Origin of the sequence: Azoarcus indigens (genome assembly GCF_004361735.1) — a bacterium.
Classification (GTDB): domain Bacteria; phylum Pseudomonadota; class Gammaproteobacteria; order Burkholderiales; family Rhodocyclaceae; genus Azoarcus; species Azoarcus indigens.
Genome location: NZ_SNVV01000011.1, coordinates 77,203 through 99,499, shown reverse-complemented (window position 1 = coordinate 99,499; position 22,297 = coordinate 77,203). Strand labels below are relative to the sequence as shown.

The 22,297-nt window shown below is 66.1% G+C and carries 21 protein-coding genes; 11 read left to right on the top strand and 10 right to left on the bottom strand.

Annotation, left to right across the window (positions count from 1 at the left end; all coding sequences use genetic code 11):
* Positions 1-48: 48 nt before the first annotated feature.
* The 9 genes from C7389_RS25720 to C7389_RS13795 all read right to left on the bottom strand — a co-directional run bounded on the left by C7389_RS25720 (position 49) and on the right by C7389_RS13795 (position 9,833).
* A complete protein-coding gene (locus C7389_RS25720; RefSeq protein ID WP_281275386.1) occupies positions 49-204 on the bottom strand; it encodes an Hcp family type VI secretion system effector in 156 nt (51 codons plus the stop codon).
* A gap of 111 nt (positions 205-315) precedes the next feature.
* Entirely contained in the window at positions 316-552 is a 237-nt protein-coding gene (gene tssD / locus C7389_RS25715) for a type VI secretion system tube protein TssD (RefSeq protein ID WP_281275385.1), read from the bottom strand.
* Between the two features lie 564 nt (positions 553-1,116).
* Positions 1,117-1,908 carry a TonB family protein gene (locus C7389_RS13825; RefSeq protein WP_162851743.1) on the bottom strand — a complete coding sequence of 264 codons (792 nt, stop codon included), beginning with the start codon at positions 1,906-1,908 and terminating at the stop codon, positions 1,117-1,119.
* A 50-nt stretch (positions 1,909-1,958) separates the two neighbouring features.
* A complete protein-coding gene (locus C7389_RS13820; RefSeq protein WP_133592405.1) occupies positions 1,959-2,342 on the bottom strand; it encodes an ExbD/TolR family protein in 384 nt (127 codons plus the stop codon).
* Positions 2,332-2,763, bottom strand: coding sequence for a TonB-system energizer ExbB (gene exbB, locus C7389_RS13815; RefSeq protein WP_133592403.1), 432 nt, complete (start codon positions 2,761-2,763; stop codon positions 2,332-2,334). The genes C7389_RS13820 and exbB overlap by 11 nt, the downstream gene beginning before the upstream one ends.
* A 517-nt stretch (positions 2,764-3,280) precedes the next feature.
* Positions 3,281-3,673 (bottom strand): hypothetical protein, encoded by a 393-nt coding sequence (locus C7389_RS13810; protein ID WP_133592401.1) that lies wholly within the window; start codon positions 3,671-3,673, stop codon positions 3,281-3,283.
* Positions 3,674-3,704: 31 nt separating this feature from the next.
* A complete protein-coding gene (locus C7389_RS13805; RefSeq protein WP_162851742.1) occupies positions 3,705-5,183 on the bottom strand; it encodes a ShlB/FhaC/HecB family hemolysin secretion/activation protein in 1,479 nt (492 codons plus the stop codon).
* Positions 5,184-5,593: 410 nt separating this feature from the next.
* The gene (locus C7389_RS13800) at positions 5,594-6,550 is read right to left on the bottom strand and encodes a substrate-binding domain-containing protein (protein ID WP_133592397.1); all 957 of its coding nucleotides are present in this window, start codon (positions 6,548-6,550) and stop codon (positions 5,594-5,596) included.
* 85 nt (positions 6,551-6,635) lie between these two features.
* Positions 6,636-9,833 (bottom strand): two-partner secretion domain-containing protein, encoded by a 3,198-nt coding sequence (locus C7389_RS13795; RefSeq protein ID WP_133592395.1) that lies wholly within the window; start codon positions 9,831-9,833, stop codon positions 6,636-6,638.
* Positions 9,834-10,618: 785 nt separating this feature from the next.
* Between C7389_RS13795 and C7389_RS13790 the strand changes: the two genes are divergently transcribed.
* The 11 genes from C7389_RS13790 (at position 10,619) to gspD (ending at position 21,510) form a co-directional block, all read left to right on the top strand.
* Positions 10,619-12,286 (top strand): GspE/PulE family protein, encoded by a 1,668-nt coding sequence (locus tag C7389_RS13790; RefSeq protein ID WP_246034765.1) that lies wholly within the window; start codon positions 10,619-10,621, stop codon positions 12,284-12,286.
* A complete protein-coding gene (locus C7389_RS13785; RefSeq protein ID WP_133592393.1) occupies positions 12,279-13,535 on the top strand; it encodes a type II secretion system F family protein in 1,257 nt (418 codons plus the stop codon). Before C7389_RS13790 ends, C7389_RS13785 begins: the two co-directional genes overlap by 8 nt.
* Positions 13,536-13,588: 53 nt before the next feature.
* Positions 13,589-14,038: a type II secretion system major pseudopilin GspG gene (gene gspG, locus C7389_RS13780; protein WP_133592391.1), complete on the top strand. Its 450-nt coding sequence runs from the start codon at positions 13,589-13,591 to the stop codon at positions 14,036-14,038.
* Between the two features lie 36 nt (positions 14,039-14,074).
* Positions 14,075-14,536 carry a GspH/FimT family pseudopilin gene (locus C7389_RS13775; protein WP_133592389.1) on the top strand — a complete coding sequence of 154 codons (462 nt, stop codon included), beginning with the start codon at positions 14,075-14,077 and terminating at the stop codon, positions 14,534-14,536.
* A complete protein-coding gene (locus C7389_RS13770; RefSeq protein ID WP_133592387.1) occupies positions 14,533-14,961 on the top strand; it encodes a type IV pilus modification PilV family protein in 429 nt (142 codons plus the stop codon). Before C7389_RS13775 ends, C7389_RS13770 begins: the two co-directional genes overlap by 4 nt.
* Before the next feature lie 149 nt (positions 14,962-15,110).
* Complete coding sequence (locus C7389_RS13765; RefSeq protein WP_162851741.1) at positions 15,111-15,827, top strand: prepilin-type N-terminal cleavage/methylation domain-containing protein; 717 nt, start codon at positions 15,111-15,113, stop codon at positions 15,825-15,827.
* Between the two features lie 41 nt (positions 15,828-15,868).
* On the top strand, positions 15,869-16,741 hold the full coding sequence (locus C7389_RS13760) for a type II secretion system minor pseudopilin (RefSeq protein WP_162851740.1): 873 nt from the start codon (positions 15,869-15,871) through the stop codon (positions 16,739-16,741).
* A gap of 2 nt (positions 16,742-16,743) precedes the next feature.
* Positions 16,744-17,799, top strand: a complete 1,056-nt coding sequence (locus C7389_RS13755; protein ID WP_133592381.1) for a PilN domain-containing protein — start codon at positions 16,744-16,746, stop codon at positions 17,797-17,799.
* Positions 17,796-18,344, top strand: coding sequence for a type II secretion system protein GspM (gene gspM / locus C7389_RS13750; RefSeq protein ID WP_133592379.1), 549 nt, complete (start codon positions 17,796-17,798; stop codon positions 18,342-18,344). Before C7389_RS13755 ends, gspM begins: the two co-directional genes overlap by 4 nt.
* Entirely contained in the window at positions 18,341-19,027 is a 687-nt protein-coding gene (locus tag C7389_RS13745; RefSeq protein ID WP_133592377.1) for a hypothetical protein, read from the top strand. Before gspM ends, C7389_RS13745 begins: the two co-directional genes overlap by 4 nt.
* A 20-nt stretch (positions 19,028-19,047) precedes the next feature.
* Complete coding sequence (gene gspD / locus C7389_RS13740) at positions 19,048-21,510, top strand: type II secretion system secretin GspD (protein ID WP_162851739.1); 2,463 nt, start codon at positions 19,048-19,050, stop codon at positions 21,508-21,510.
* 123 nt (positions 21,511-21,633) lie between these two features.
* Here the strand turns inward: gspD and C7389_RS13735 are convergent, their stop codons facing one another.
* Positions 21,634-22,134, bottom strand: coding sequence for an OmpA family protein (locus C7389_RS13735; RefSeq protein ID WP_133592373.1), 501 nt, complete (start codon positions 22,132-22,134; stop codon positions 21,634-21,636).
* Positions 22,135-22,297: the final 163 nt, after the last annotated feature.

Here is a 22,297-nt window from a genome sequence, read left to right as displayed (position 1 = left end):
CGACACGGCCGGCAACCCGGGCTGCCGGCCGCAAAGCAGGGGCCGGAGTCAGGCTTCCTGCGGCTTGCGCCAGTCGTCCGAGGCCTCGATGCCGGCAATAGCGTGAGTCCAGGTGATCTTGCGGTAGCCCATGGAGACATCGACCAGCTGCGTGCACTCGGCTTTGTTGAAGTCTTGGGCGTGCGGCAGTGCCGTCGATGACAACGCGGGTGGCGTCTTCCAGATGGGGGGTGAAGAAGTGCTCCTGCTTGCCTTCGATGGGAGCGCGGTACCACTTCACTTCGACCGTGGGCAGCATTTCACCGAGGCCAGGGCCTAGTACATCAGCGGCGTGGCTTTGTTCAGCGCGCAGGTGAGGACGAAGGGTTCATGCACACGCTGGCCCGATGGCTGACCGCTCTGCGGGTTGGTCGGGGTGGCGATGCGGTGCTTGATTTCCTGGACCAGGATTTCATCTTCGTGGCCTTCGACGTAGACCTTGCCGACGGCGTCGGAGGTGAAAGCACCCTGGGTAATGTTGCCCCGGATGCTGATGTACGCGGGAGTTGGCATGGTGCTCCGTTCTTGATGATTAAGACGAAAGGGCCGGCGTAGCTTGGTTGCCAGAGTGCTGGCGAGCCCCATGCAATTCGCATTCCAAGAGAGGGTATTGTTCAAAAAGTGGCTTTATTACATTGGCTTAGACGAGTTGTTCCCGTCACGCTCCAGAGTGAGCGCCCTGACCTCTCGCACAAGTGCATTGCGACATTGAAAAATCGAGCAAGCCCTCGCCCGATGTTTCGCAATTAATTGATATTCATAAAGAAAAATGGGCAAGTTCTTGCTCTACCGAGCAAGAACTTGCCCATTTGCTTTGCATGAATGCGTGAGCTGCTTCCTATGAGAGCGAATTCCCCCATCAATACGGGTACTGATGGATTGCTTTTTTTATAGCGGCTGCAGGCCAGACAGGTGGACTAGCTGTGCGCGAGGGGAGAGGGGGAAAGCAGCGCGGCGGGGCAATCAACCTGTCTGGGTTGTCCCGACGCTTCCCAGCCAGAGACCACCCACAGCCGGGAGAAATGCCCGACCTTCCCGCCCCCATCGGGCAGGCAGAAATACACACCAGCGCCACCTTCAACTCCCGCTGAAAGTCACCGGCACCACCACCACCCGCTGGCGATCCGGCCGGGGCAGGGGCAGGCTGGCCTGAACCGAGCGTAGGGCGCTGTCATCGAGCTCCGGGTAGCCGCTGCTGCGCATCACCACCAGCGACCCCGGCAGCAGATCGCCGCTTTCGGTCACGGTGAAGCGCACCGCCGCGGTCCCGACATAGCCCCTCGCCCGCAGGGCCTGCGGATACACCAGCTTTTCACGGATGGCCTTGGCCAGGCTGCTTACGTACATGCGCAGCAGGTCAGCTTCGGTCGGTTGGCGCTGCAGGGTCTGCTGGACGCGGTTTTCCTCCGCGCCGGCATGCTGCGGAGCCACCTGCTGACGCGCCTCCGTTACCTGTTCCTGCACCTCTTCCTCCGGCTTGTCCTCGGGCTTGGCTACCGCCACCGGGCTGGGGGCTTCCTGCACATGGCGCACCGGTTCGCGCTTCATCACCGGCTTGGGTGGCATGGGTGCGGGCGGCGTGGGCGCAGCCTCCTGCGGCGGCTGGGTGGTCTTTGCGCCGGCCTGCTGTTCCTGCTCCTGCCGGTTGCTCACCATGCCGAACAGCTCGACCACGAGCTGGTCGCGCTGGGGCTGCGGCTTCACCAGGAACCAGCCCGGCGCAGAGAAAAGAAAGATCACCACCGCATGCAGCAATACCGACCATGCAAAGCCGTCCAGCATGCCGAACACGCTCGTTCCCGTCCTGCCCACGGGCCTCACCAGCTTCAGACTGCTCCGGCGGGCGGGTACGGCCTGCGGCGTTGCCATGCGCTCTGCTTCACTTTGCTGGCGCAGAGCCAGCGCTGCGCGACCCGTACTCATGATCGCCCCACCTCCGTCTGCACCGCCACCTTGGCAAAACCCAGTTGCTTGAGCACATCCGCCACGTCAATGAAGCGCTGCAGTTGCACCGCCTTGTCGGCACGGAGCACGAAGGGCGTGTCCTTGGCCACCGCGCCCAGGCGGCTCTTGAGCAAGTCAGTGCTGACCGCCTCGCCGCCGAGGTAAATGGTGCCGGCTGCGTCGATCTCTATCGTCTCGGTCTTACTGGTGTCCTGCTCGCTGGCGCTGGCCTGGGGCAGGTTCACCGGGATGCGGCCGCTGGCGATGAAGGTGGATGTCGTCAGCACGATGGTGAGCAGCACCAGCATGATGTCGATGAAGGGGATCATGTTCATGCTCTCGAAGGGCTTATCGTCCATTGGCGATCTCCCACTCCAGCATCATCACCTTGGCCTTGCGCAGCAGGGTGTTGTAGAGCACCACCGCCACCAGCGCGACGCCCAGGCCCACCGCCGTAGCCTTCAGCGCCAGCGCCAGGCCGACCATGATCTGCGCGGTGTCGATGCCGGCATCCTGGCCCATCTTGTAGAACGTGAGCATGATGCCGAACACCGTGCCGAGCAGGCCGAGGTAGGGCGCGTTGCTCGCCACCGAGGCGATGACGAAGAGCTTGCGCGACAGCATCAGCTCCAGCGACTTGATGTCGCCCACCGCCTTCACATCCAGCCGGCGATAGAACGCATAGCGCTCCATCCCTATCGCCACGATCACCACGCTCAGCACCGCCAGCAGCCCGATCACGCCGTAGTCGATCGCACCGGAAAGCCACTCCATGTTCATGTCGCCTGCTCCTTGCAGAAAAGGGGAAAACCCATGACTCGCATCGCGCCGCCCGCACAGGACTGCAGGCTTATCTATATACGACGATATATAGCATTAGCGGCTGACGCAATCGGCATGCCAGGCGGACCCGCCGCCGCGCTCACCCCGGAGATTGCCTCAGATCACTGCAGCAGCACGACTTCCCGTTACAAGCCGAGATGCGACAGCGGTACCACCTGCGGTCTGGCTTGCCGGGAATACGACATGAATATTGTCGACTACATAACGATGTTGGAATCCGGACAGGACGGATTGGCGTCCGGCATAAGCCGCCTTATCTGCTCGTTCTTTTGCCTCACCGCGTCATGATCGGGCGGGCGACAGCACGGCGCGGCGGCACGCAACGTCCGCACGCAGCCCGGGGGCATGGCCGATCAGAGGGAGGCGCGTCACGCGCCGCGCCGGCACCGCGGGCGACCGGTTCCATCGAGCGAGCGCCGGAAAGGGCCCCGGTCTCGATGGAAAACAGGGTGACTCACCGCACCTGCACGGCCCGCAAGCCGGCGCACTGCCCGCCGCCGTCCGCATGCTCGACGGTGATGGCGCAATCGATGGCCAGTTTTTCCTGCATCAGCTGCTGCCATTTCATCATCGCGCACCGGGCGGATACCTGCTTCTTGTCCACCAGCGGCGCGATGCGGGCGAGTTCGTCGTACATCTCCCCGACCTCCTTCTCGCGCCGGAAAACCTGGATTTCGAAGGGCATCACATGCTCGCGGCGGCAAGCCACGAAGCGAGAGAACCAAGCATCCGGCTGCAGCCCCTGGTCCATGCGGGCGTTGTCGTGGCACCACTTTGTTGCCCGCACGAACTGCTCGGCGGTGTACTCGTGTTCAGCGTGTGCGCAGCCCGCGGCGAGCAACAGCAAGGCGCCCGCTCCCGCCGTCCTCAGCGAGAACCTAGAACGCAAGGCCGACCTGCAGCAGTACGCGGGTCTTGTCGTCTTCCTCGACCACGCCGGGACGCGGCCCCACCTTGCGCGCCACCTGGATACTGCCCATCAGCGCCTTGTAGCCAACGTAATACGCCACGCCGACGTCTGACAGGCGCACGCCATTGGTCGTCGTGTAGTCGGCGTTCTGCAGATGGATGCGGCCGGTATCGGTGAAGAGGCCAAACGAATGATTCAGCCCGGCCACCTCAGGCAGCACGTAACGCAGCTCGGCATTGGCCAGGTAGCCGTTGTCGCCCAGCACCACCTCGCGGTAAGCCTTCACGCCGTTGGTGCCGGAGATGCTCATCTGCTCGGTGCCATCCAGGTTCTTGCCCATCAGCGCTTTCTGAGCGCTCAGCGCCACCGAGAGGCTGAACATCTCGCTCAGGGCGAAGCTGCCGGCGAAGGCCAGGTTCAGCCGCCCGTAATCGCCGCCGGTATTGGCGCCGGCTTTGTTGAGGGCTTCTTCGTCTGCGTTCAACAGTTCAAGGTGGCCATAGGTCAGGCCCAGGCTGAAACCGCTGTAGCTGGAATAGCCAAGGAGGCTGCCCCAGCTTTCATACTGCGCCCCCAGCGTGCCCACCTTGCTCTTGCGGCTGTTGCTCGTATCGGTCGCTTCGATCTCGTCGCGCATGCGCCGGGCGGCCAGGTTCAGGCTGAGATAGAGATTGCGTTCCCGGCTGCGGATCAGCGGGTAGCTCAGCGTGCCCTCTATGGAATAGGCATCGCCGGTCGCGTCCAGATCCTTGTATTCCTTGCCCAACTCGTAGGTGGTCTTGGATGCCGCGATCTCGCCCCGCAAACCATTGGCCGCCAGCGGGAAGCCATACGCCAGCCGGCCATTCGCCAGCCCTTCGTTCTCGGAGGCCATGCCAGACAGCGAGAGCCGATCGCCAATGCCCAGCGGGGAATTCAGATCCACCCCGGCACGCAGGCGATTCCGGCCGGTGTAGCGCGAGCCCTGGTTGTCCGCCACCGCATAAGCGCCGAAGCGCTTGCTCGCCTCCACCTCCACCTCGAGGTCGGAACTGCCCTGCCGCTCACCCGGCGAGATGGCGATACGCGGCATCTCCGCCCCCGGCATATCGCCGACGATGAGCATCGCCCGCTCCAACGTCTCCCGCGACACCGCCGCGTCCGCCTCCAGCGGCGCCAGCGCGTCCTTCAACACGCCATCCCCCACCAGCGAGCGGTTGCGCAACGACACCTTGCCGTACTTGCCGACCAGCACTCGGATGGTCAGCGTTCCCTCCCGCGCGTCCTGCCGCGGCACATAAGCACGCGCCACCGGATAACCCCGGCTGCGGTAAAGCGCGGTAATCCGCCCCGCCGCCTCTTCGATATCCCTCATGTTCAGCGCACGCCCCCGGTAGGACGCTACCCGCTCCTGCAACTCCGCCTCGGGAATGAAATCGGCGCCCTCAAAGCGGAAGGCCTGAACCATCAGTGTTTCGCTGGATTGCAGACGTAGGGGGGCTTCGTCTTGCTGGATGATTACCGGGGCGGGGGCTTGTTGCGGTGCTTGCGGGCGCGGGGGTTGAGTTTCTTTGATGGCTTCGCCGATTCCGGGGGGCAAGGCCGATTGCGCAATAGCGCCGGCCGATGAGAGCCACGCTAGCATGGCAAGCAGGAGTTTTTTTCTTTTCGAACTCGGCAGGTTATTTGTACGGAAGTGGCTCATGGCTTCTTGCAAAAAATACTATTCAATAAATTCTTAAACGAATGATTAAGCGCTCAAATTTCATGCAAAAGGCATCCATAGCCCATAGCTTTGACCGTATAAATCGCCTTAATGCGGAGAGAAAAACATATGGGGCGAACCCATGCCATGGGCTCACCCCAACGCATTTCTATTTAGATTGCTTCATAGCAATTATTGCCCAGGAACGTGTTCCAGCCAGCGGAACCAATGTTCATGAACGAAACAAAGGCTGCAGCGGCACTGTTCTTGCCGGAATTTCCGGTTTCCACCAAAACCCCGTATTGCTCAGTGAGGTAATCGGGGAACTTGACATAGCGTGCAGTCGGCTTGGAGCAAACCTGCGACCAGCCAACAAACCCACCGGTAACCGCATTGTTCTCAATGGCCAGCAGCGTGTTGTCAATATTGCTGTACATGCACTGCCATTGACTGCCCGATATCAGGCCCGAGCACGCAGAGGTCACATTGGTACCTGCGTTGTAGATATAGGATGTACTCGCCAACCCCATTTGACCAAGGATAACGTTGGCCGCATTCCCATACGGAGCATTCGGAATATTTCCGATCGCAATCGTAGGTGCATTAGGGGTGCCGGTGGAATGCTTGAGAACAACCTTCGAAGCAAGTCCTTCGGCAGTAGCACCGCTAGCCTGACCCGTAAAGAAATAGGCAGATGCATTATTCGAAGCATAGGCATTCGGCGAGAGGTACCAGACCGGCACGCCGTAAGCGTAGAGGAAGATATCACCCAGGCCATAAGACCCATCGGCCACATCCTGCGCATAGCCTTCATCAGCGGCCATGAAAAGCGAAAGGTTGTACGGGTTGCCGCCATTGATACTGGTGGCAATCGTGCCAGAGGCGCCATGACACAGATTGACTTGATAGGACGTACCGACAACGAAGTCGTCAGCCAGATCTTCAGCCGGGTCCTTGAAGTTGGACGCTACGACGACATTGATAGTCGTGGTGATAGGCGAAACTGAGCCCGTCGCAGTGTGATAGAAATTCGTCCCGCCCGGGCAATCGACCGCATATGAGTAGGCTGACGCCATCAACAGCGCTGCAGCACTAACCAGCTTGAAGGTACCTTTTGCACTACCAACCATGATTCTCTCCAGTGAAAAATCCGGATCAATGAATTGACTAACCACAAATAGCGCAACACTGCGAAATAATAAAAATGTGGAAAATTTACTCGGCCTTTTTCTCCTCCTCTGTCAAGTCATAAACAACTCCATCGATCTCAATACGGTTCAGGTTTGCGGAGAATCCATCTTCTCCAAAAAGCACAAGGTTCCCCTCAACAGACGCCATTGCAGTTGGATCACCAGTAAAGCGCTGAGGGTTAGTCGCTCCATTTCTAGCTGCGTTGGAGGCCTGAGTACTCCCTATTCCAGCCGCCTCCTCCGAGAAACGCATCAATTCAGCGGCGGCGAGTTGTGCGAGGCGCGCCGCCTCGGCCACAGCTGCAGCCTGCTCGGCTCTCTGTGCGAGAACCTGCTCAATCGTGCCGTCGAGGTAATAACTGATATCGGAGAGGGCTTCAGGTGTAAGCCCGCTGGCCTCGGGCGGGGCATAACGTATATCCCAGCCGCCCAAAGCCTCACTTCCACCTGCCGCGTTGAAGAAGACGTTATCCAGTACTGTTCCGGTAGCCGCATAGCCAATGGAGCCGCCAACCTCGCTGGTGCCCGTGGCCAAACCTGTGGAATAAGAGTTGGTAACAGTCGTTCTGGCGGTCCAGCCTATAAGACCGCCCACCCGGCCGGCCCCGGACACATTCCCGGTTGCATACGACTGATCCAGCAAGGTCAACCTGGTGGTTTTACCAATCAGGCCACCGGTACCAGTCCCATTCGAACTCACATCGCCGGTGGCATGTGAATTGACCACAATATTCGACCCATTAGTGGCCCCGCTGAAATCACCAATGAGCCCGCCAACGCCAACTGCCCCCCCTACCGAAACAACATTTCCGTAGGCATGGGCATTGCTGATTGCAACGCTGCTAGTGCTGTTCAGTGAAACCCGACCTATGAGGCCACCAACGCCGTCATAGGTCGAACCCATCGCATGAACGTTGCCTGTTGCATAAACGTTGTCAATGACAACCGGACGGCGCCCCTCAACCGAGCCGATAAGACCGCCCAAGCCGGAGCCGCCCTCAACATCCCCGGTAGCAAAGGAGTTCCGCACCGAATTGGCCGCGTCGCTCATCGTTTCTGAGGTGAGGGTGCCTATAAGGCCCCCGACCAGATCAGTCGAACGGGTTCCGAGCATGTCAACACTGGAATAGGCGTACTCAACGGATACGCCATTCGCCGTCCCGATTAACCCCCCTCCTCCGTTGAGGCCCATCTGGATCGTGCCGGCGGAATGCGACTTGGTGATCGTAGTACCGGTTGCCCTAGCGACCAGTCCCGCCACTTTCCCCGCAGCTCCCGCAGTTCCTCCTTCACCCATCTCAATCGCGGCGTGAGAATTGGCGATGGAGCCTCTCTCCATAACGCCAACCAGTCCTGCGCCTTGCGACAAGGTTCCTTGAACCGCGACATTGGAAATGGCGACATCGGTTCCCGAGCCTAAAAGAATCGCTGTGCTCGCATCAGACGTCAGGTTTGCATTCACAATGCTGAGATGCGATATCGAGCTACTGGTCGCACTTGCGATCAGCGCCACGACGCTATTGGCGACCACATCATTTACAGGGTCGTAATAAGACTGCGCACTCAACGTCAGATTACTGATCGTATTTCCAAGCCCTTCGAATACACCGTCGAGATTGGAAACAACTACGGCTTGCCCCAGGTTTGCCGTACTCCATGCAGTCGCATCCAAGCTCTGCGCGAGCGCGAAATAGCCCGCGGCAGTCCCGGTCTCATCATCTATTGCGGCCAGCTGATCCATGCTATGGATAAGCCTGTAGTTGCTACCATTGATCTTCAGGCTGGCATTCGCGCCACTGAGCGTAATGCTTGCGTACTCAGTACCCCGAGGAGCGCTGTTGGCGACGGGATTGCCATTTGCGTCTGCAATGGCACCGCTGTAAGTAGCGGGGGTGAGAATGTTGTAATGACCACCGTAATTCATCGCCAACGCGGCATTACTTCCACTTAGCGTGATGTCGGCATTGACGTTGACATCCTCGCCCGCAGTAAGAGTCAGCCCCGCCGAGTTACCTGTCGCGGTAATTGCCGCATTGACATTGACGTCGCCAGTGGCCTCCAAGGTAAACTTGGCATTACTGGTCCAACTCACGGCGTCATTCACATTCAGGGCGCCATCCGAGCCAGAACCCAGAGTTGAGCGAATAGTAAGGCTGGTCGTATCGGCCGCGAGGAAACTGGCGAGCTGAGCACCGGTTATGTCACCACCGCTAGCAGCGATGGTGTAACCATCAGGATCAATCAGCCACTCCCCGGTGATGCCGCTAACAGCTTTGGTGGTGACAAGCAGGTCATCCGCAAACCTGACCTTGTCGCCGCTGGTTTCAATGAAGCCACCATCACCACCATCAGGCGCGGAAGCGTCCAACGTGCCGCCGATGTTTGCGGTACCGCCATACGCATAAGCGACGATCTCGCCCTTGAGGTCGCCCAGCGTGCGCGCCTGCACGATGCCGGTGTTATTAACCTGACTGCCCAAAACCTCATCCGCAGCCTTTGCAGTCAAGAAGACCTTGCCGCCGTCGGCGTAGATCGCCTGCTTGTTTTCGACCAATGCGCTCAGCGCGCCTTCATCCAGCGTCACCGACAGCAACGAGTCGCCGTTGAAGTTGAGCGTGATCTTCTCGCCCGCGGCCAGGGCAACCGTGCCCTTGGTTGCGGCGATCACACCCTGGTTGGAGACGGTGTCGCCCAACAGGGCGATGTAGCCGCCCTCATCCGCAGTCAGCGTGCCGAGGTTGATGACGGAGGCACCGCTGCCATTGCCCTGGAACACATAGTTTCCCTGCTCGAAATCGGCATCGCTCAGGTTCAGCGTGCTTGCGACCAGGCCGGCGGTATTGACCGAGCTGCCCTGGGTGAACAACACGCCGTTGGAGTTGATCAGGAAGATGCGACCGTTGGCGTTGAGCGTGCCTTCGATGACGCTGCGTTCGTTGCCCACAACGCGGTTGAGGGTGATGGCAGCCGCGTTGGGCTGATTGAAGTTCACCGTTTCGGTGGGCGCGATGCTGAAGCTCTGCCAGTTGATGGCAGCTTTCTGCGAGCTTTGGGCAACCGAGGTCACGCTGCCTGATTGCGAGATGGATGCACTACCGCTGGTGACCACGCCTCCGGTGGGCGCAGCAAAGGAAGGGGAGACAAAAGCAGCCAACGCAGCGGAGATCGCCACCGCGATCCGCGTTCTCCGGCACTGCATTGATGAGGACTGAGAGAAATGCATTTTCAATATCCGTGAAAATATAACGTCTCGTCAGCAACCCTCGTGCCAAGGTCATAACATCATTTGCATGAATGTTTTATCCCTCCTTGTATCGGCCTGTAGCGGCTTTGTTTCCGGGATGTTTTGAACGTCGTGTGACAAAGCTTCATCGACCGTCTTATTTTTTATATGTAGTCAAGTAGACAATAAGACGTAGGAATCGAACTTTCTGTCGTCGACCCAACAGAACGGGCACGCTTCGGCGCTGGGCAGTAGGTACCCACAAGGTCGTGGGTTCAATTCACCCGCTTGAGCGCGACGGGGAAACACGCTGTAGCGCAGAGGGAAGGAGGCTCGGGACGAAATCTGCGCATCCTGGCGAAAAACAGCCTCCTTGATTCGATCTGGCCGCGCTCACAGACAAGTAGCGCGCTGACGCGAGCGCGGTGGGGATGCCCGTCTCCGGAGGCCTCGACTCATCCGAAAGGCACGCGGGCAAGCGGCGCCGCGGCGCCCTCGGGCAGGGCGCCTGCCTGTTCATCCATGACGCACCTATATATGTAGTCATGTAAACAAAAAAGAACAGCTTTGTCCCATATCCGACATTCCCGATACCGCCCTTTCTACTGCTATCGGGAGATCGCGCCTGCCAAGGCTCCCGGATGCCGATTGGCTCACTATTTGCCTAGCAGTAAAGAACCCTTACGTCATTGCGTTCCTGTCTATATATCGTGCAGCCCTCCACGGCGCTTCCCTCGAAAGACACAGCCCCCGCGTTTCCGGCAGCGCGGCCCAGGCTGGGCGAATTGCTCGTACAGGCGGCCCGCCTCTCGCCGCGGGATCTGGAGCAGGCGCTGGCAGCGCAGCAGGAGATCGGCGACCTGATCGGCCGGGTGCTGGTTCGCCTCGGGTTGGTGTCGGAGGCCGAGGTGGGGCGGGCGCTGGCGGAGCAGCTGGATATGCCGCTGGTGGCGGCGGCCGATTTCCCGGAGCTGCCGGTGGAGGTGGCCGGTCTGTCGCCGGATTACCTGATCGCGCATGCGGTACTGCCGCTGCAGGTAGCCGATGGCCGGCTACTGGCGGCAATGGCGACGCCGCAGGACGGTTTCCTGCTGAAGGCGCTGGGGCTGGCGACCGGGTTGAAGGTGGCGCCACGGCTGGCGCTGGAATCGGAACTGCAGGCGGCGCTGGAGCGGCTCTACCTGGAGCCGGACGAGGTGGAGGAAGGCGGCGACAGCCCGCTCGCCACCGACACCGGCGACAGCGAGTTCGTCGAACACCTGAAGGACCTCGCCAGCGAGGCGCCGGTGATCCGGCTGGTGAACCAGATCATTTCCCGGGTGATCGACCTGCGCGCCTCCGACATCCATATAGAACCCTTCGAGGACGGCCTGCACATCCGCTACCGTGTGGATGGCGTGCTGCAGGAGGGCGAGCTGGCCGAATTGTCGCTGGCGGCGGCCGTCACCTCGCGGATCAAGCTGCTGGCCCACCTCAACATCGCCGAGCGCCGCCTGCCGCAGGACGGCCGCATCAAGAACCGGGTGAAGGGCCACGAGCTGGACCTGCGGGTTTCCACCCTGCCGACGGTGCATGGCGAAAGCGTGGTGATGCGGGTACTGGACCGCGCCAGCATCCGGCTGAACCTGGAGGACATGGGCTTCTCGCCCGACACGCTGGCCCGCTACCGCGAGTTGATCGCGCGCCCGCACGGCATCCTGCTGGTGACCGGCCCCACTGGCTCGGGCAAGACCACCACGCTGTACGCCTCGCTCGCCAAGCTGGACGCCGCCGCGCTGAAGATACTCACCGTGGAAGACCCGGTGGAGTACCAGCTGGGCGGCATCAACCAGGTGCAGGTACAGGCGCAGATCGGCATGAGCTTCTCCCATGCGCTGCGCTCCATCCTGCGCCAGGACCCGGACATCATCATGATCGGCGAGATGCGGGACACCGAGACGGCGCAGATCGCGGTGCAGTCCGCCCTCACCGGCCACCTGGTGCTGTCCACCCTGCACACCAACACCGCCGCCGGCGCCATCGTGCGGCTGGAGGACATGGGGGTGGAGCGCTACCTCATCACCTCCTCGGTGAATGGCGTGCTGGCGCAGCGGCTGGTGCGCCGGCTCTGTTCCGCCTGCAAGGCGCCGGCCGAACTGTCTGCCGAAATCGTGGAGCGCACCGGGCTGGCGCGCTTCCTGCCCGCCGGCAGCCGCCAGGTCTATGCCGCCCGCGGCTGCCCGGAATGCAAGCACAGCGGCTATCGCGGCCGCAGCGCCATCCACGAGCTTTTCGTCATGGACGCCGCCGCCCACGAGGCCATCCTCGGCGGCGCCGATGCCACCAGCCTGCACGCCGCCGCCCGTCGCGGCGGCATGATCACCCTGTATGAAGACGGCCTGCGCAAGGTGGCCCAGGGCGAAACCGCGCTGGACGAGGTGCTGCGCGTTACCCAGGACCAGCGCCATGCCTGACTTCGCCTATCGCGCCGCCGCCGGAGACGGCCAGCTGCGCAGCGGCACGCTGGAAGCCGCCAGCAGCGAAGCCGCCATCCGCCAGCTGCAGGCACGCGGGCTGACGCCGCTGCAGGTGGAGGCGGGCCGGGGCGAGGCCGCGCCATCCGCCGCCATCGATCAGGCCGTGCCCGGCCGCAAAGCTTTCGCCGGCGGCTTCCTGGCTAGTGACAAGGGCCCCAGCTCGGCGGACGTCCACGCCTTCACCAGCGAGCTGGCGGTGATGCTGCGCGCCGGGCTGCCGCTGGACCGCGCTCTGCGCGTGCTGCAGGGCATGGCCACCAAGCCCTCGGTGGCCGCGCTGCTGGACGAAGTGCTGAAGGCGGTGAAGGCGGGCAAGGGCCTCTCCCAGGCCTTGCAGCCCTACCTGCCGCTGTTCGGCGAGTTCTACGTCAACATGCTGCGCGCCGGCGAGGCAGGCGGGCAGCTGGCCGACGTGCTGGCACGGCTGGCGGAGCACCTGGAGCGGGTGAAGGCGCTGCGCGAGTCGGTGATTTCGGCACTCACCTATCCGGCCATCCTGGTGGTAGTGGCGGCCATCTCCGTCTTCCTGATGCTGGGCTTCGTCGTGCCGCAATTCGAAAGCCTGTTCGACGACATGGGCGACGCCCTGCCCTTGCCCACCCGCCTCATCGTCGCCGCCGGCCACCTGGTGGCGGACTGGGGCTGGCTGATGGCGCTGGCCGCAGCAGCCGGCACCGGGGCGCTGCGCCGCTGGCTGGCCACACCCGCCGGCCGCGACTGGCGCGACGGCCGCCTGCTGGCCCTGCCGGTGCTGGGCGGCGTAGTGCGCAAATACGAAGTCACCCGTTTCGCCCGCGGCATGGGCACCTTGCTGGGCAACGGCGTGCCCATCGTGCAGGCGCTGCGCATCGCTGCCGACACCCTGTCCAACCAGCGCCTGCGCGCCGCGCTGGCCGGCGTCGCCCCGGCGATCAAGCAGGGCGGCCGGCTGGCGGATGCGCTGCAGGGCTGCGCGCTGTTCTCGCCGCTGGCGCTGAACATGGTGCGGCTGGGCGAGGAAACCGGCCGGCTGGACGCCATGCTGCTGGAGCTGGCCCACGTCACCGACGGCGAGGTGCAGGCCGGCATCAAGCGCACGCTGACCCTGCTGGAGCCACTGCTCATCCTGCTGCTGGGCGCGGTCATCGCCGCCATCATCGTCTCCATCCTGCTCGGCATCCTGTCGGTGAACGAGCTGGCGAACTGAGTCCCTCCCAACAGAGCCCTTCCCATTTTCCTGACCACGCCATGCGCCCACCCATGAACCCGAACCCCGCCTCCGCCATGAACACGCCCCATCGCCGCCACGCCGGCTTCACCCTGGTCGAGCTGCTGGTGGTGCTCGCCATCCTCGGCCTGCTCGCCGGCCTGGTCGGCCCCCGGGTGCTCGGCCAGCTCGGCGGCGCCAAGAGCAAGACGGCGGCGGTGCAGGTGAAGGACCTGGAGCACGCGGCCGAGCTGTTCAAGCTGGACGTCGGCCGCTTCCCCACCGCGGCGGAGGGGCTGGAAGGGCTGGTCAGCCGCCCCGGCAGCGCACCCGGCTGGAACGGCCCCTACCTGAAGAAGGGCGGCGTGCCGCAAGACCCCTGGGGCAAGCCCTATTTCTACGAGGTGCCGGGCAAGCGCGGCGACATCGACATCTACTCGCTGGGTGCGGACGGCACCGCCGGCGGCGATGGCGAGAATGCCGACGTCGGCAACTGGCAGTAACGCGGCCTGCTGCTGCGCCATCGAGGCCCCGCCACCATGAGCGCCGCCCGCGGCTTCACCCTGGTCGAGCTGGTGGTGGCGCTCGCCATCGTCGCCCTGGCGGTGGGTGCCACCGCCGCCAACTACAGCCGGCTGCAGCAGGCCATGGCCTACCAGAGCACGGTGCGCGGCATGCTCGCCGGCCTGCAGCTGGCCCGCAGCGAAGCGCAGCGCAGCGGCCGGCCGGTGGCCTTCGGCGTGGATCTGGGGCGCCGCAGCTATGGCGTGGAAGGCCGGCCGGAGAGTGTTTTTCCGGAGGAGCTGGAGGTGCGCTTCATCGTCGCCGGCAGCGAGGCGATCGGCCTCCGCGACAGCCATGCGCGCGGCTACATCCGCTTCCAGCCCGAAGGCGGCGCCACCGGCGGCAGCCTGGAGCTGCGCCGCCCCCAGGGCGGCGGCGTCCGCCTGCGGGTGGACTGGCTGCTCGGCCACGTCAGCCAGGAGCGCATCGCCGGATGAGGCCGCTGCTGCGCTGCCATCTCCTCCCCGCCCGACCGACCGCCGCCGGCTTCTCGCTGATGGAGGTGCTGGTGGCGCTGGCCATCATGGCCTTCTCACTGGCCGCCCTCTACCACGCCGCCGGCGGCAGCGTGCGCGGCGTGCACACCGGCGAAACGCGCACCCGGGCGCTGGCCCTTGCACTGTCGCTGCTGGACTCGCGCAGCACCATCCCGGCCGGCGGCCTGGACGAAAGCGGCAGCGACGCCGGCCTGCGCTGGCATCTCAGCGCCCGGCCCTACCCCACCGGCCACGAGGCCAGCCCCGGCTGGCCGCTGTACCGGGTGGAGGCGGCGGTGGCCTGGGGCGAGGGCCGGCGCGGGCAGGCACTGAGCCTGGTCAGCCTGCTGCCGGAGCGGCGGGCCGCGCTGGAGCGGGCGGAATGAGCGCGCAGCGCCCGGCCGCCCGCAGGGGGCGCACCTCCTCCCTTGGAGAGGGCGAAGCAGGGGTTTCGCGCAGCACTGCTGCACGCCTGCGCAGCGGACCGGCCATGCAAAGCCGGCCCTCCGCCGCGCAGCGACACAAGGGTAGTCCAGTGAGCGCGCCGCGCCGGCTGGCGGCGTCTTCGGCGCGGAACCGGGCAGCTCGGGATGCGCGGCGGCGCGCGGCGCGCGGCTTCACCCTGGTCGAAGTCGTCATCGCGCTCAGCCTGGTGTCGCTGATCATGCTCGGTCTGGTCAGTGCCCTGGGCGGCTTCGGTGCCACCGCCAGCCGGCTGGACGAACGGGCCGGCCGTGCCGGCGACGCCTGGCTGGTCGGCGGCCTGCTGCGCACCGCGCTGGCCAGCGGCGTGCGCCAGCTCAAGCAGACCCTGCCGGACGGCAGCAAGGTCAATTTCTTTCGCGGCGACGCCGCCGAACTGAGCTGGCTGGGCACCATGCCGGCGCGCTACGGCAGCGGCGGTCTGCACCGCTTCCGCCTCGCCGCCGCGGGCTCGCCGCCGCGGCTGCTGCTGCAATACCTGCCCTATGTGCCCGACACCGGCGTGAGCGCGGCCATGGACGAAAGCGCCGCGGTGCATGTGCTGGCGGACGCACTGGACGGCCTGCGCATCGCCTACCAGAGCCGGCCGGTGACGCCCGCCGAGGAAGCGGTCTGGAGCGACAGCTGGACCGACCCGGAGCGCCTGCCGGAGCGGGTGCGCCTGGACATCGCCGCCGCCGGTGAAACCTGGCCGCCGCTCTTCATCACCATCGCCGGCGTGGACAACAGCGATGGCCTGCGCCTGGTGAATACCCCCTCCACCCGATGAGCATGCCGCGCCCATCCCCTCCCTCTCCGCCCAGCGCCGGCATGGCGCTGATCGCCGTGCTGTGGATGACGGCCGCGCTGTCGCTGCTGGTGGCCGGCATGCTGGCTATCTCGCGGGCGGAGGTGAAGGCCACCCAGGTGCGCAGCGAGCTCGCCCAGGCCACCGCCCTGGGCGACGCCGCCATCCAGCTGGCGGTGCTGGACTGGCAAACGCGCTCGCCCGCGCCGGACCGCCTGCTGCACACCGACTACCTGGTCGAAGGCCGGCCGGTGGCGGTGCGGCTGGTGCCTGCCAGCGGCTATGTGGACCTCAACACCGCCTCCCAGGCCCTGCTGGCGGTGCTGCTGCAGTTCGGCGGCGGCCTGGCGCCGACCGAGGCGGAGACGATGGCGAAACGCATCGTCGACTGGCGCGACCGCAACGAGGTCGAGCTGCCCGGCGGCGCCGAGGCGCCCGCCTATGCAGCCGCCAGCGTGCCCTGGCGGCCGAGGAACGGCAGCTTCCTGGTGCCGGAGGACCTGATGCAGGTGCTGGGCATGGACTTCGACCTCTACCAGCGCCTCCGCCCGCTGATCACCGTCTGGGCCGGCGGCGCGCCCGGCATCAACGCCTACGCCGCGCCGCCGGAAGTGCTCTACCTCGCCGCCCGCGGCAAGCAGGAAGTCGCCTACCGCATCGCCGTCGCCCGCGACGCCGGCGAGCAGGGCGTGGACCTCACCCAGCTGGAGGCCGGCTTCATCCGCAACGGCACCCTCGGCACCATCCTGCATGTGGAAGCCCACCTGCCGCTGGAGGGCGGCCGCAGCGCGATACGCGGCCGCTGGCTGCTGCTGGGTGCCCATCCCGGTGGCGCGCCCTGGCGCACCATCGCCGTCGAACCGGTACGGCTGCGCGCCGACCCGGCCAGGAGCTAGACATGGCGCAGCCGCGCAACAACTTCAGTCTTTTCGGCCTGGACCTGCGCCAGCTGTGGGAGCACTGGCGCCAGGGCTGCGCCGAAGCCCGCCGCTGGCCGCTGTTCCGCCGCCTGTTGCCGGCTGAGCCGGTGTGCCTGCTGCACCCCGATGGCCGCGAAAGCGACTGGCCGGCGCGCGCCGGCGGCGCCAAGGCCACGCCGCGCACCCTGGCGGTGCTGCTGCCGGAAGCCCAGGTGCTGCGCCAGCGCCTGCAACTGCCGCTGCTGCCCGCCGCCCAGCAGGCGGCAGCACTCGCGCTGGCGGTGCGCGCCGCCAGCCCCTTCCCGCCGGAGGCCATCGCCTGGGGCTGCCAGGTGGAGGCACGCGGCGGCGGCCTGCAGGCGGACATCGCCATCGCCTCGCGCGCCCACATCGCCGCCTGGCTGGCGCAGCTGTTCGAGGACGCGCCGGGCGAGAGCGGCAGCGCAGCGGAACATCCCGTGCGCAAGCGCCTTCCTGGCCAGGGCGTGGAAGTCTGGGCCGACGGCGCGCCCTTCATCCCGCTGACCGGCTACGACGAAGCCCGGCGCCACACCCGCGAGCGCCGCGCCCATCTCCACACCGCCGCCCTGTCCGGCCTCGCGCTGGTCCTGCTGCTGGCGCTGGCCGCCTCGCCGGCGCTGCATCGCCAGCAGCAGGCCGCCGAGGCGAAAGCCAGGCTGGCGACGCTGGGCCGCGAGGCCGCCGCCGCGATGAGCGCCCGCGACGCCCTGGGCAAGACCAATCTGCAGCTGCAGACCGTGGCCGCCTACCTCGCCGCGCGGCCGGACCCGCTGCAGGTGCTCGCCCGCCTCACCGCGCTGCTGCCGGACCCGGTCCACCTCACCCGGCTGGAGATACGCGGCCATACGGTGATCGTCGCCGGGCTGGCGGACAACGCTGCGGGGCTGATGGACACCCTGGGCGGCCAGCCGGACTTCCACGACGTCCGCGCCCCCTCGGCCATTACCCGCGACCGCGCTACCGGGCGCGAATCCTTCGTCATCGAATTCAAGCTCGCCGAGGACGCCAGATGACGCTGCTGCGCCACCGCGCCCGCCTCAGCATCGCCGCCGCCCTGCTCTGCCTGCTGCTGCCGGTCGGCCTGGTGCTCATCCACCTGTTCGAGCTCGCCGCGCAGGCGGACGAAACGCTGGAAGCGGTCGGCCCGCGCTACGCCCGCCTCGCCGGCCTGCGCGATGCAGCCGCGCCGGTGACCGAGGCCGCCGCCGCGGCCGAAGCCCGGCTGGAGCGCTACGCCTACCCCGCCAGCAGCAACGCCGACCGCCTGGGCACCGATCTGCAGCAGCGCCTGCGCGCCGCCGCCGAAGCCGCCGGCGTGGCGGTGGTCGGCAGCCAGATCGTCGCCGGCAAACCGCAGGACGGGCTGGACGAGATCCCGGTGTCGATGACGCTGGAAGCCGAGCTGGGCCCGTTGCAGCAGATGCTGCAGGCCCTGGCCGAGCAGGCGCCGGCGGTGTACGCCGACAGCGTCAACATCCAGGCCCAGCGCCGCCGTGGCGCCAGCGAGAAGCGGCTGAACATGCAGGTGCGCTTCAGCGTGCTGAGGCGGCAGTCATGAGTCTGCGCCCGCTCCCCGACCTCTCGCCGCGCCTGCTGCTCATCGGCCTGAACCTCGCCCTGCTGGCCGCGCTCGTCGCCTTCTGGCTGTACGCCGCGCCACCCTGGCAGCCGGCGGCAGCGATGGCGCCCGACCCGGCGACGCTGGCGCTGCAGCCGGTGTCCCGCCCCGCGCTGGAGCCAGCCGCCGCCCACGCCATGCAGGAACGCCCGCTGTTCATCGCCGGCCGCCATGGCAGCACCGCGGAAAGCAATGGCGACGGCAAGTCCGGCGCCTTCGGCGATGCCCGCCTGCTCGGCCTGCTGGGCAGCGGCAAGCAGACGGTGGCCATCGTCGGCAGCGGCAAGACCACCTTGCGGCTGAAGCCGGGCGACCAGCTGGATGGCTGGGCGCTGCAGGGCGCCGAAGGCCGCCGCGCCCGCTTCGGCCGTGGCGCCGACGAGACGCGGGAGCTGCAGCTGGAGCACGCGCCCCAGCCGCCCGCGCCGGCAGCGCCCGCAGCAGCCCCCGCCGCCGCCAGACCGGCGGACAACGCCGCGCCCGCCCAGCAGCAGAACGAAGACGCCCCGGCCGCGCCCGCCGCCGACGCCGCCCGCCAGACGCGGCGCGAGGCCCGCCCCACGCCGCCCCGGCGGGCCCAGCCGCAAGCGCAGAACCCCACCCAACCCGATTCTTCCTCTTGATGAACAGGCCGCGATTCCGGATGAAGCTCAAGACAGCCTACTGCCTCGCCCTCACCCTGCCGCTGGCGGCCTGCGGCACCACGCCGCCACTGGAGCGCAGCCTGGCGGAATCCGCTGCGGCGGCCAGTGCGGCGGCGAGTGCAGCCACCAGCGCGGAAACCAGAACGCCAACCTGGGCACCGCGCCCGCTACCGCCGCAGGAGAAGCCGGACGACGGGCGCCGCCTCGCCCCCACGCTGCAGCCGGGCAGCGACCTGATGATCGCCACGCCCTCCGCCCGCGGCCAGATCAGCGGCCGCGGCGAGGCCATCTCGCTGCGTTTCGAGCAGGCGCCGGTCACCGAGGTGGTGCACGCCATCCTCGGCGACCTGCTGAAAGTGGATTACGCGCTGGTCACCCCGCTCAGCGGCGAAATCAGTCTGCACACCCAGGCGCCGGTGCCGCGCGAGCAGGTGCTGCCGCTGCTGGAATCCCTGCTCCAGGCCAACGGCATCGCCATGGTGGCGGACGCCGCCGGCCGCTACCGGGTGGGCAAGTCGGACGCGCTGAAATCCTCGGTGCCGCTGCCGCGCCAGGCCGGCGCACTGGCCGCCGGCGCCGGTACGGTGATCGTGCCGCTGCAGTACATCGGCGCCGGCGAGATGGCCGACATCCTGCGCCCGGTGGCGAGCAACGAGGCGCTGCTGCGGGTGGACACCGTGCGCAACCTGCTGATGCTCGCCGGCAGCCGCAACCAGCTCGACGGTTGGCTGGAGATCATCGCCACCTTCGACGTGGATTTCCTCAAGGGCATGTCGGTCGGGCTGTTCCCGCTGAACAACGGCTCCGCCCGCGACCTCGCCCAGGAACTGAACGCCCTGCTCGGCAGCAGCACGGTGATCCTGGAGCGGGACAGCAGCGCCAGCACCGCGCAGGCGCCGGCCAGCCGCAACACCGCCAATGCCTCGGCCGGCCGCAGCACGCCCAGCCAGGCGAACAACGCCCAGGCCAACCGCGCCGCCCAGCGCAACCAGAACGGCGCCAACGCCACCACCGACACCGAGCAGGCCGGCCCGCTCGCCGGCCTTGTCCGGGTGATGGCGATAGAGCGGCTCAACGCCCTGCTGGTGGTCACCCCGCGCGCCCACTACCTGGAGCAGGTACGGGTATGGATAGAACGCCTGGACAATCCGCAGGACAGCGACGCCGATGGCCAGCTCTACGTCTATCCGGTGCAGAACGGCTCCGCCCAGCATCTCGCCGACCTGCTCAATGGCCTCTATGGCAGCGGCCAGATCGAAAGCAGCAGCGGCAGCGGCGTCGCCAACGGCCTGGCGCGCAGCCAGGGCAGCACCGGCACCAGCTTCGGCAGCCTGGGCTCGGGCACCAGCGCGTTCGGCGGCAGCGGAACCGGCACCACCAGCGCCTTCGGCAGCGGCGCGCAGGTCAGCGGCACCGCGGTCACCCAGGTCAGCCTGGGCCAGGGGCAGGCCATCCGCGTAGTGGCGGACAATCACAACAACGCCCTGCTGATCCACGCCAGCCGGCGCGACTACCGCCGCATCGAGGCCGCGCTGCGGCGGCTGGACGTGGCGCCCACCCAGGTGCTGATCGAGGCCAGCATCGTCGAAGTGACGCTGAGCGACGAGCTGAAGTACGGCCTGCAGTGGTACTTCCAGAACAGCCTGCGCGGCGGCTGGACCGGCCAGGGCCAGTTGAGCAGCACCGACAGCGGCGCCATCAGCAACACCGGCCAGGGCTTCTTCTACTCGGCGATCAACCCGGCCGGCTCGGTGCGCGCGGTGCTGAACACGCTCGCCACCCGCTCCCTGCTCAATGTGCTCTCCAACCCCACGGTGATGGTGCAGGACAACCACACCGCCACCATCCAGGTCGGCGACCAACAGCCGATACGCTCCTCCACCACCATCACCGACGGCGGCACCACCACCAGCTCCATCCAGTACAAGGACACCGGCGTGATGCTGGCGGTGACGCCCTCGGTAAACGCCGGCGACATGGTGTCGCTGGACGTGAACCAGGCCATCACCGACGTCGGCGAGGAAGACTCCGCCACCGGCCAGCGCGCCTTCAACCAGCGCCAGGTGGTGAGCCGGGTGTCAGTGCGCTCCGGCGAGACCATCGTGCTCGGCGGCCTGATCCGCGACAACAAGACGCGCGGCAAGCAGGGCATCCCGGTGCTGCACGACCTGCCGGTGGTGGGCAACCTGTTCGGCGCCACCACCGTCAGCACGGTGCGCACCGAGCTGCTGGTGATGATCACCCCGCGGGTGATACGCAGCGAGCAGGATGTACGCGACATCGGCAGCGAGATCCGCAACCGCATGCAGGGTCTGAAGAGCCTGCAGGGCGAGGCGCGCCTCAGCCTGGGCCGGCTGGAGCGGGTGCCGGAAGTGCCGCTGGCCTCGGCGCTGCCGGCGCCGGCAAACGGCACCCTCGCTACCCCGGTGGAGGCGGTGACTGCCGGCACGCTGGCCCGCTGAGCCGCGCCGGCGCCCAGCCCGGCCTGGGCAGCTACGCAGGCGACGGCAAAAAAAAGCGGCCGGGTATCCCGGCCGCGTTCTCCCTCCTGCCGCCAGCGCCTGCGCCGGCGGCCCGGTGCAGGCTTACTGCACCCGGATCTCCACCCGGCGCGCCTCGGCAGCCTCGCCGTCGCCCAGGGTCACCGCCGGCTTGCGCAGCCTCACCTTCGCCTCCGGCACGCCAACCGCGTACAGGGCTTCGCGCACCTGCAGTGCGCGCTGGCGCGCCAGGGTGGCGTTGATCTCGGCACCGCCGGTTTCATCGTGATAGCCGGAAACCAGCACCACCGCGTCCGGTCGCGCCTGCAGCTCGGACACCACCCGCGACAGCGCATCCTCGAAGCCGCCCGGCAGCCTGTATTCGCCTACTTCGAAGTACAGCTTCACCAGCGGCTCGCCCACCTCTTCCACCTCGACGAAGGCCACGCCGCCGTCCAGCTGCACCACCTCCACCTCGACCGGCGCCACGGCCTGGCCGCGGCTGGCGTAGGTGGCGATGCCGATGACAAAGGCAATCACCAGCGCGATGATGCCGAACAGCACGCCCATCACTATGTTCAGCTCACCGTCTTCCTGATCGAACATCTTTCTTCCTCCAGCAACCCGGGTTCAAATTTCATCGGCTTCCCAACACCGCGGGGCAGTCTAGACCAAAGCGAACGGCATGGGCAGCGGGAAAGCATTGCCCCAAATAGGCCTGGGGCGGCATCTTGGTCTATGCTCTGCCCAACTCGCTTCCCCCACAGTC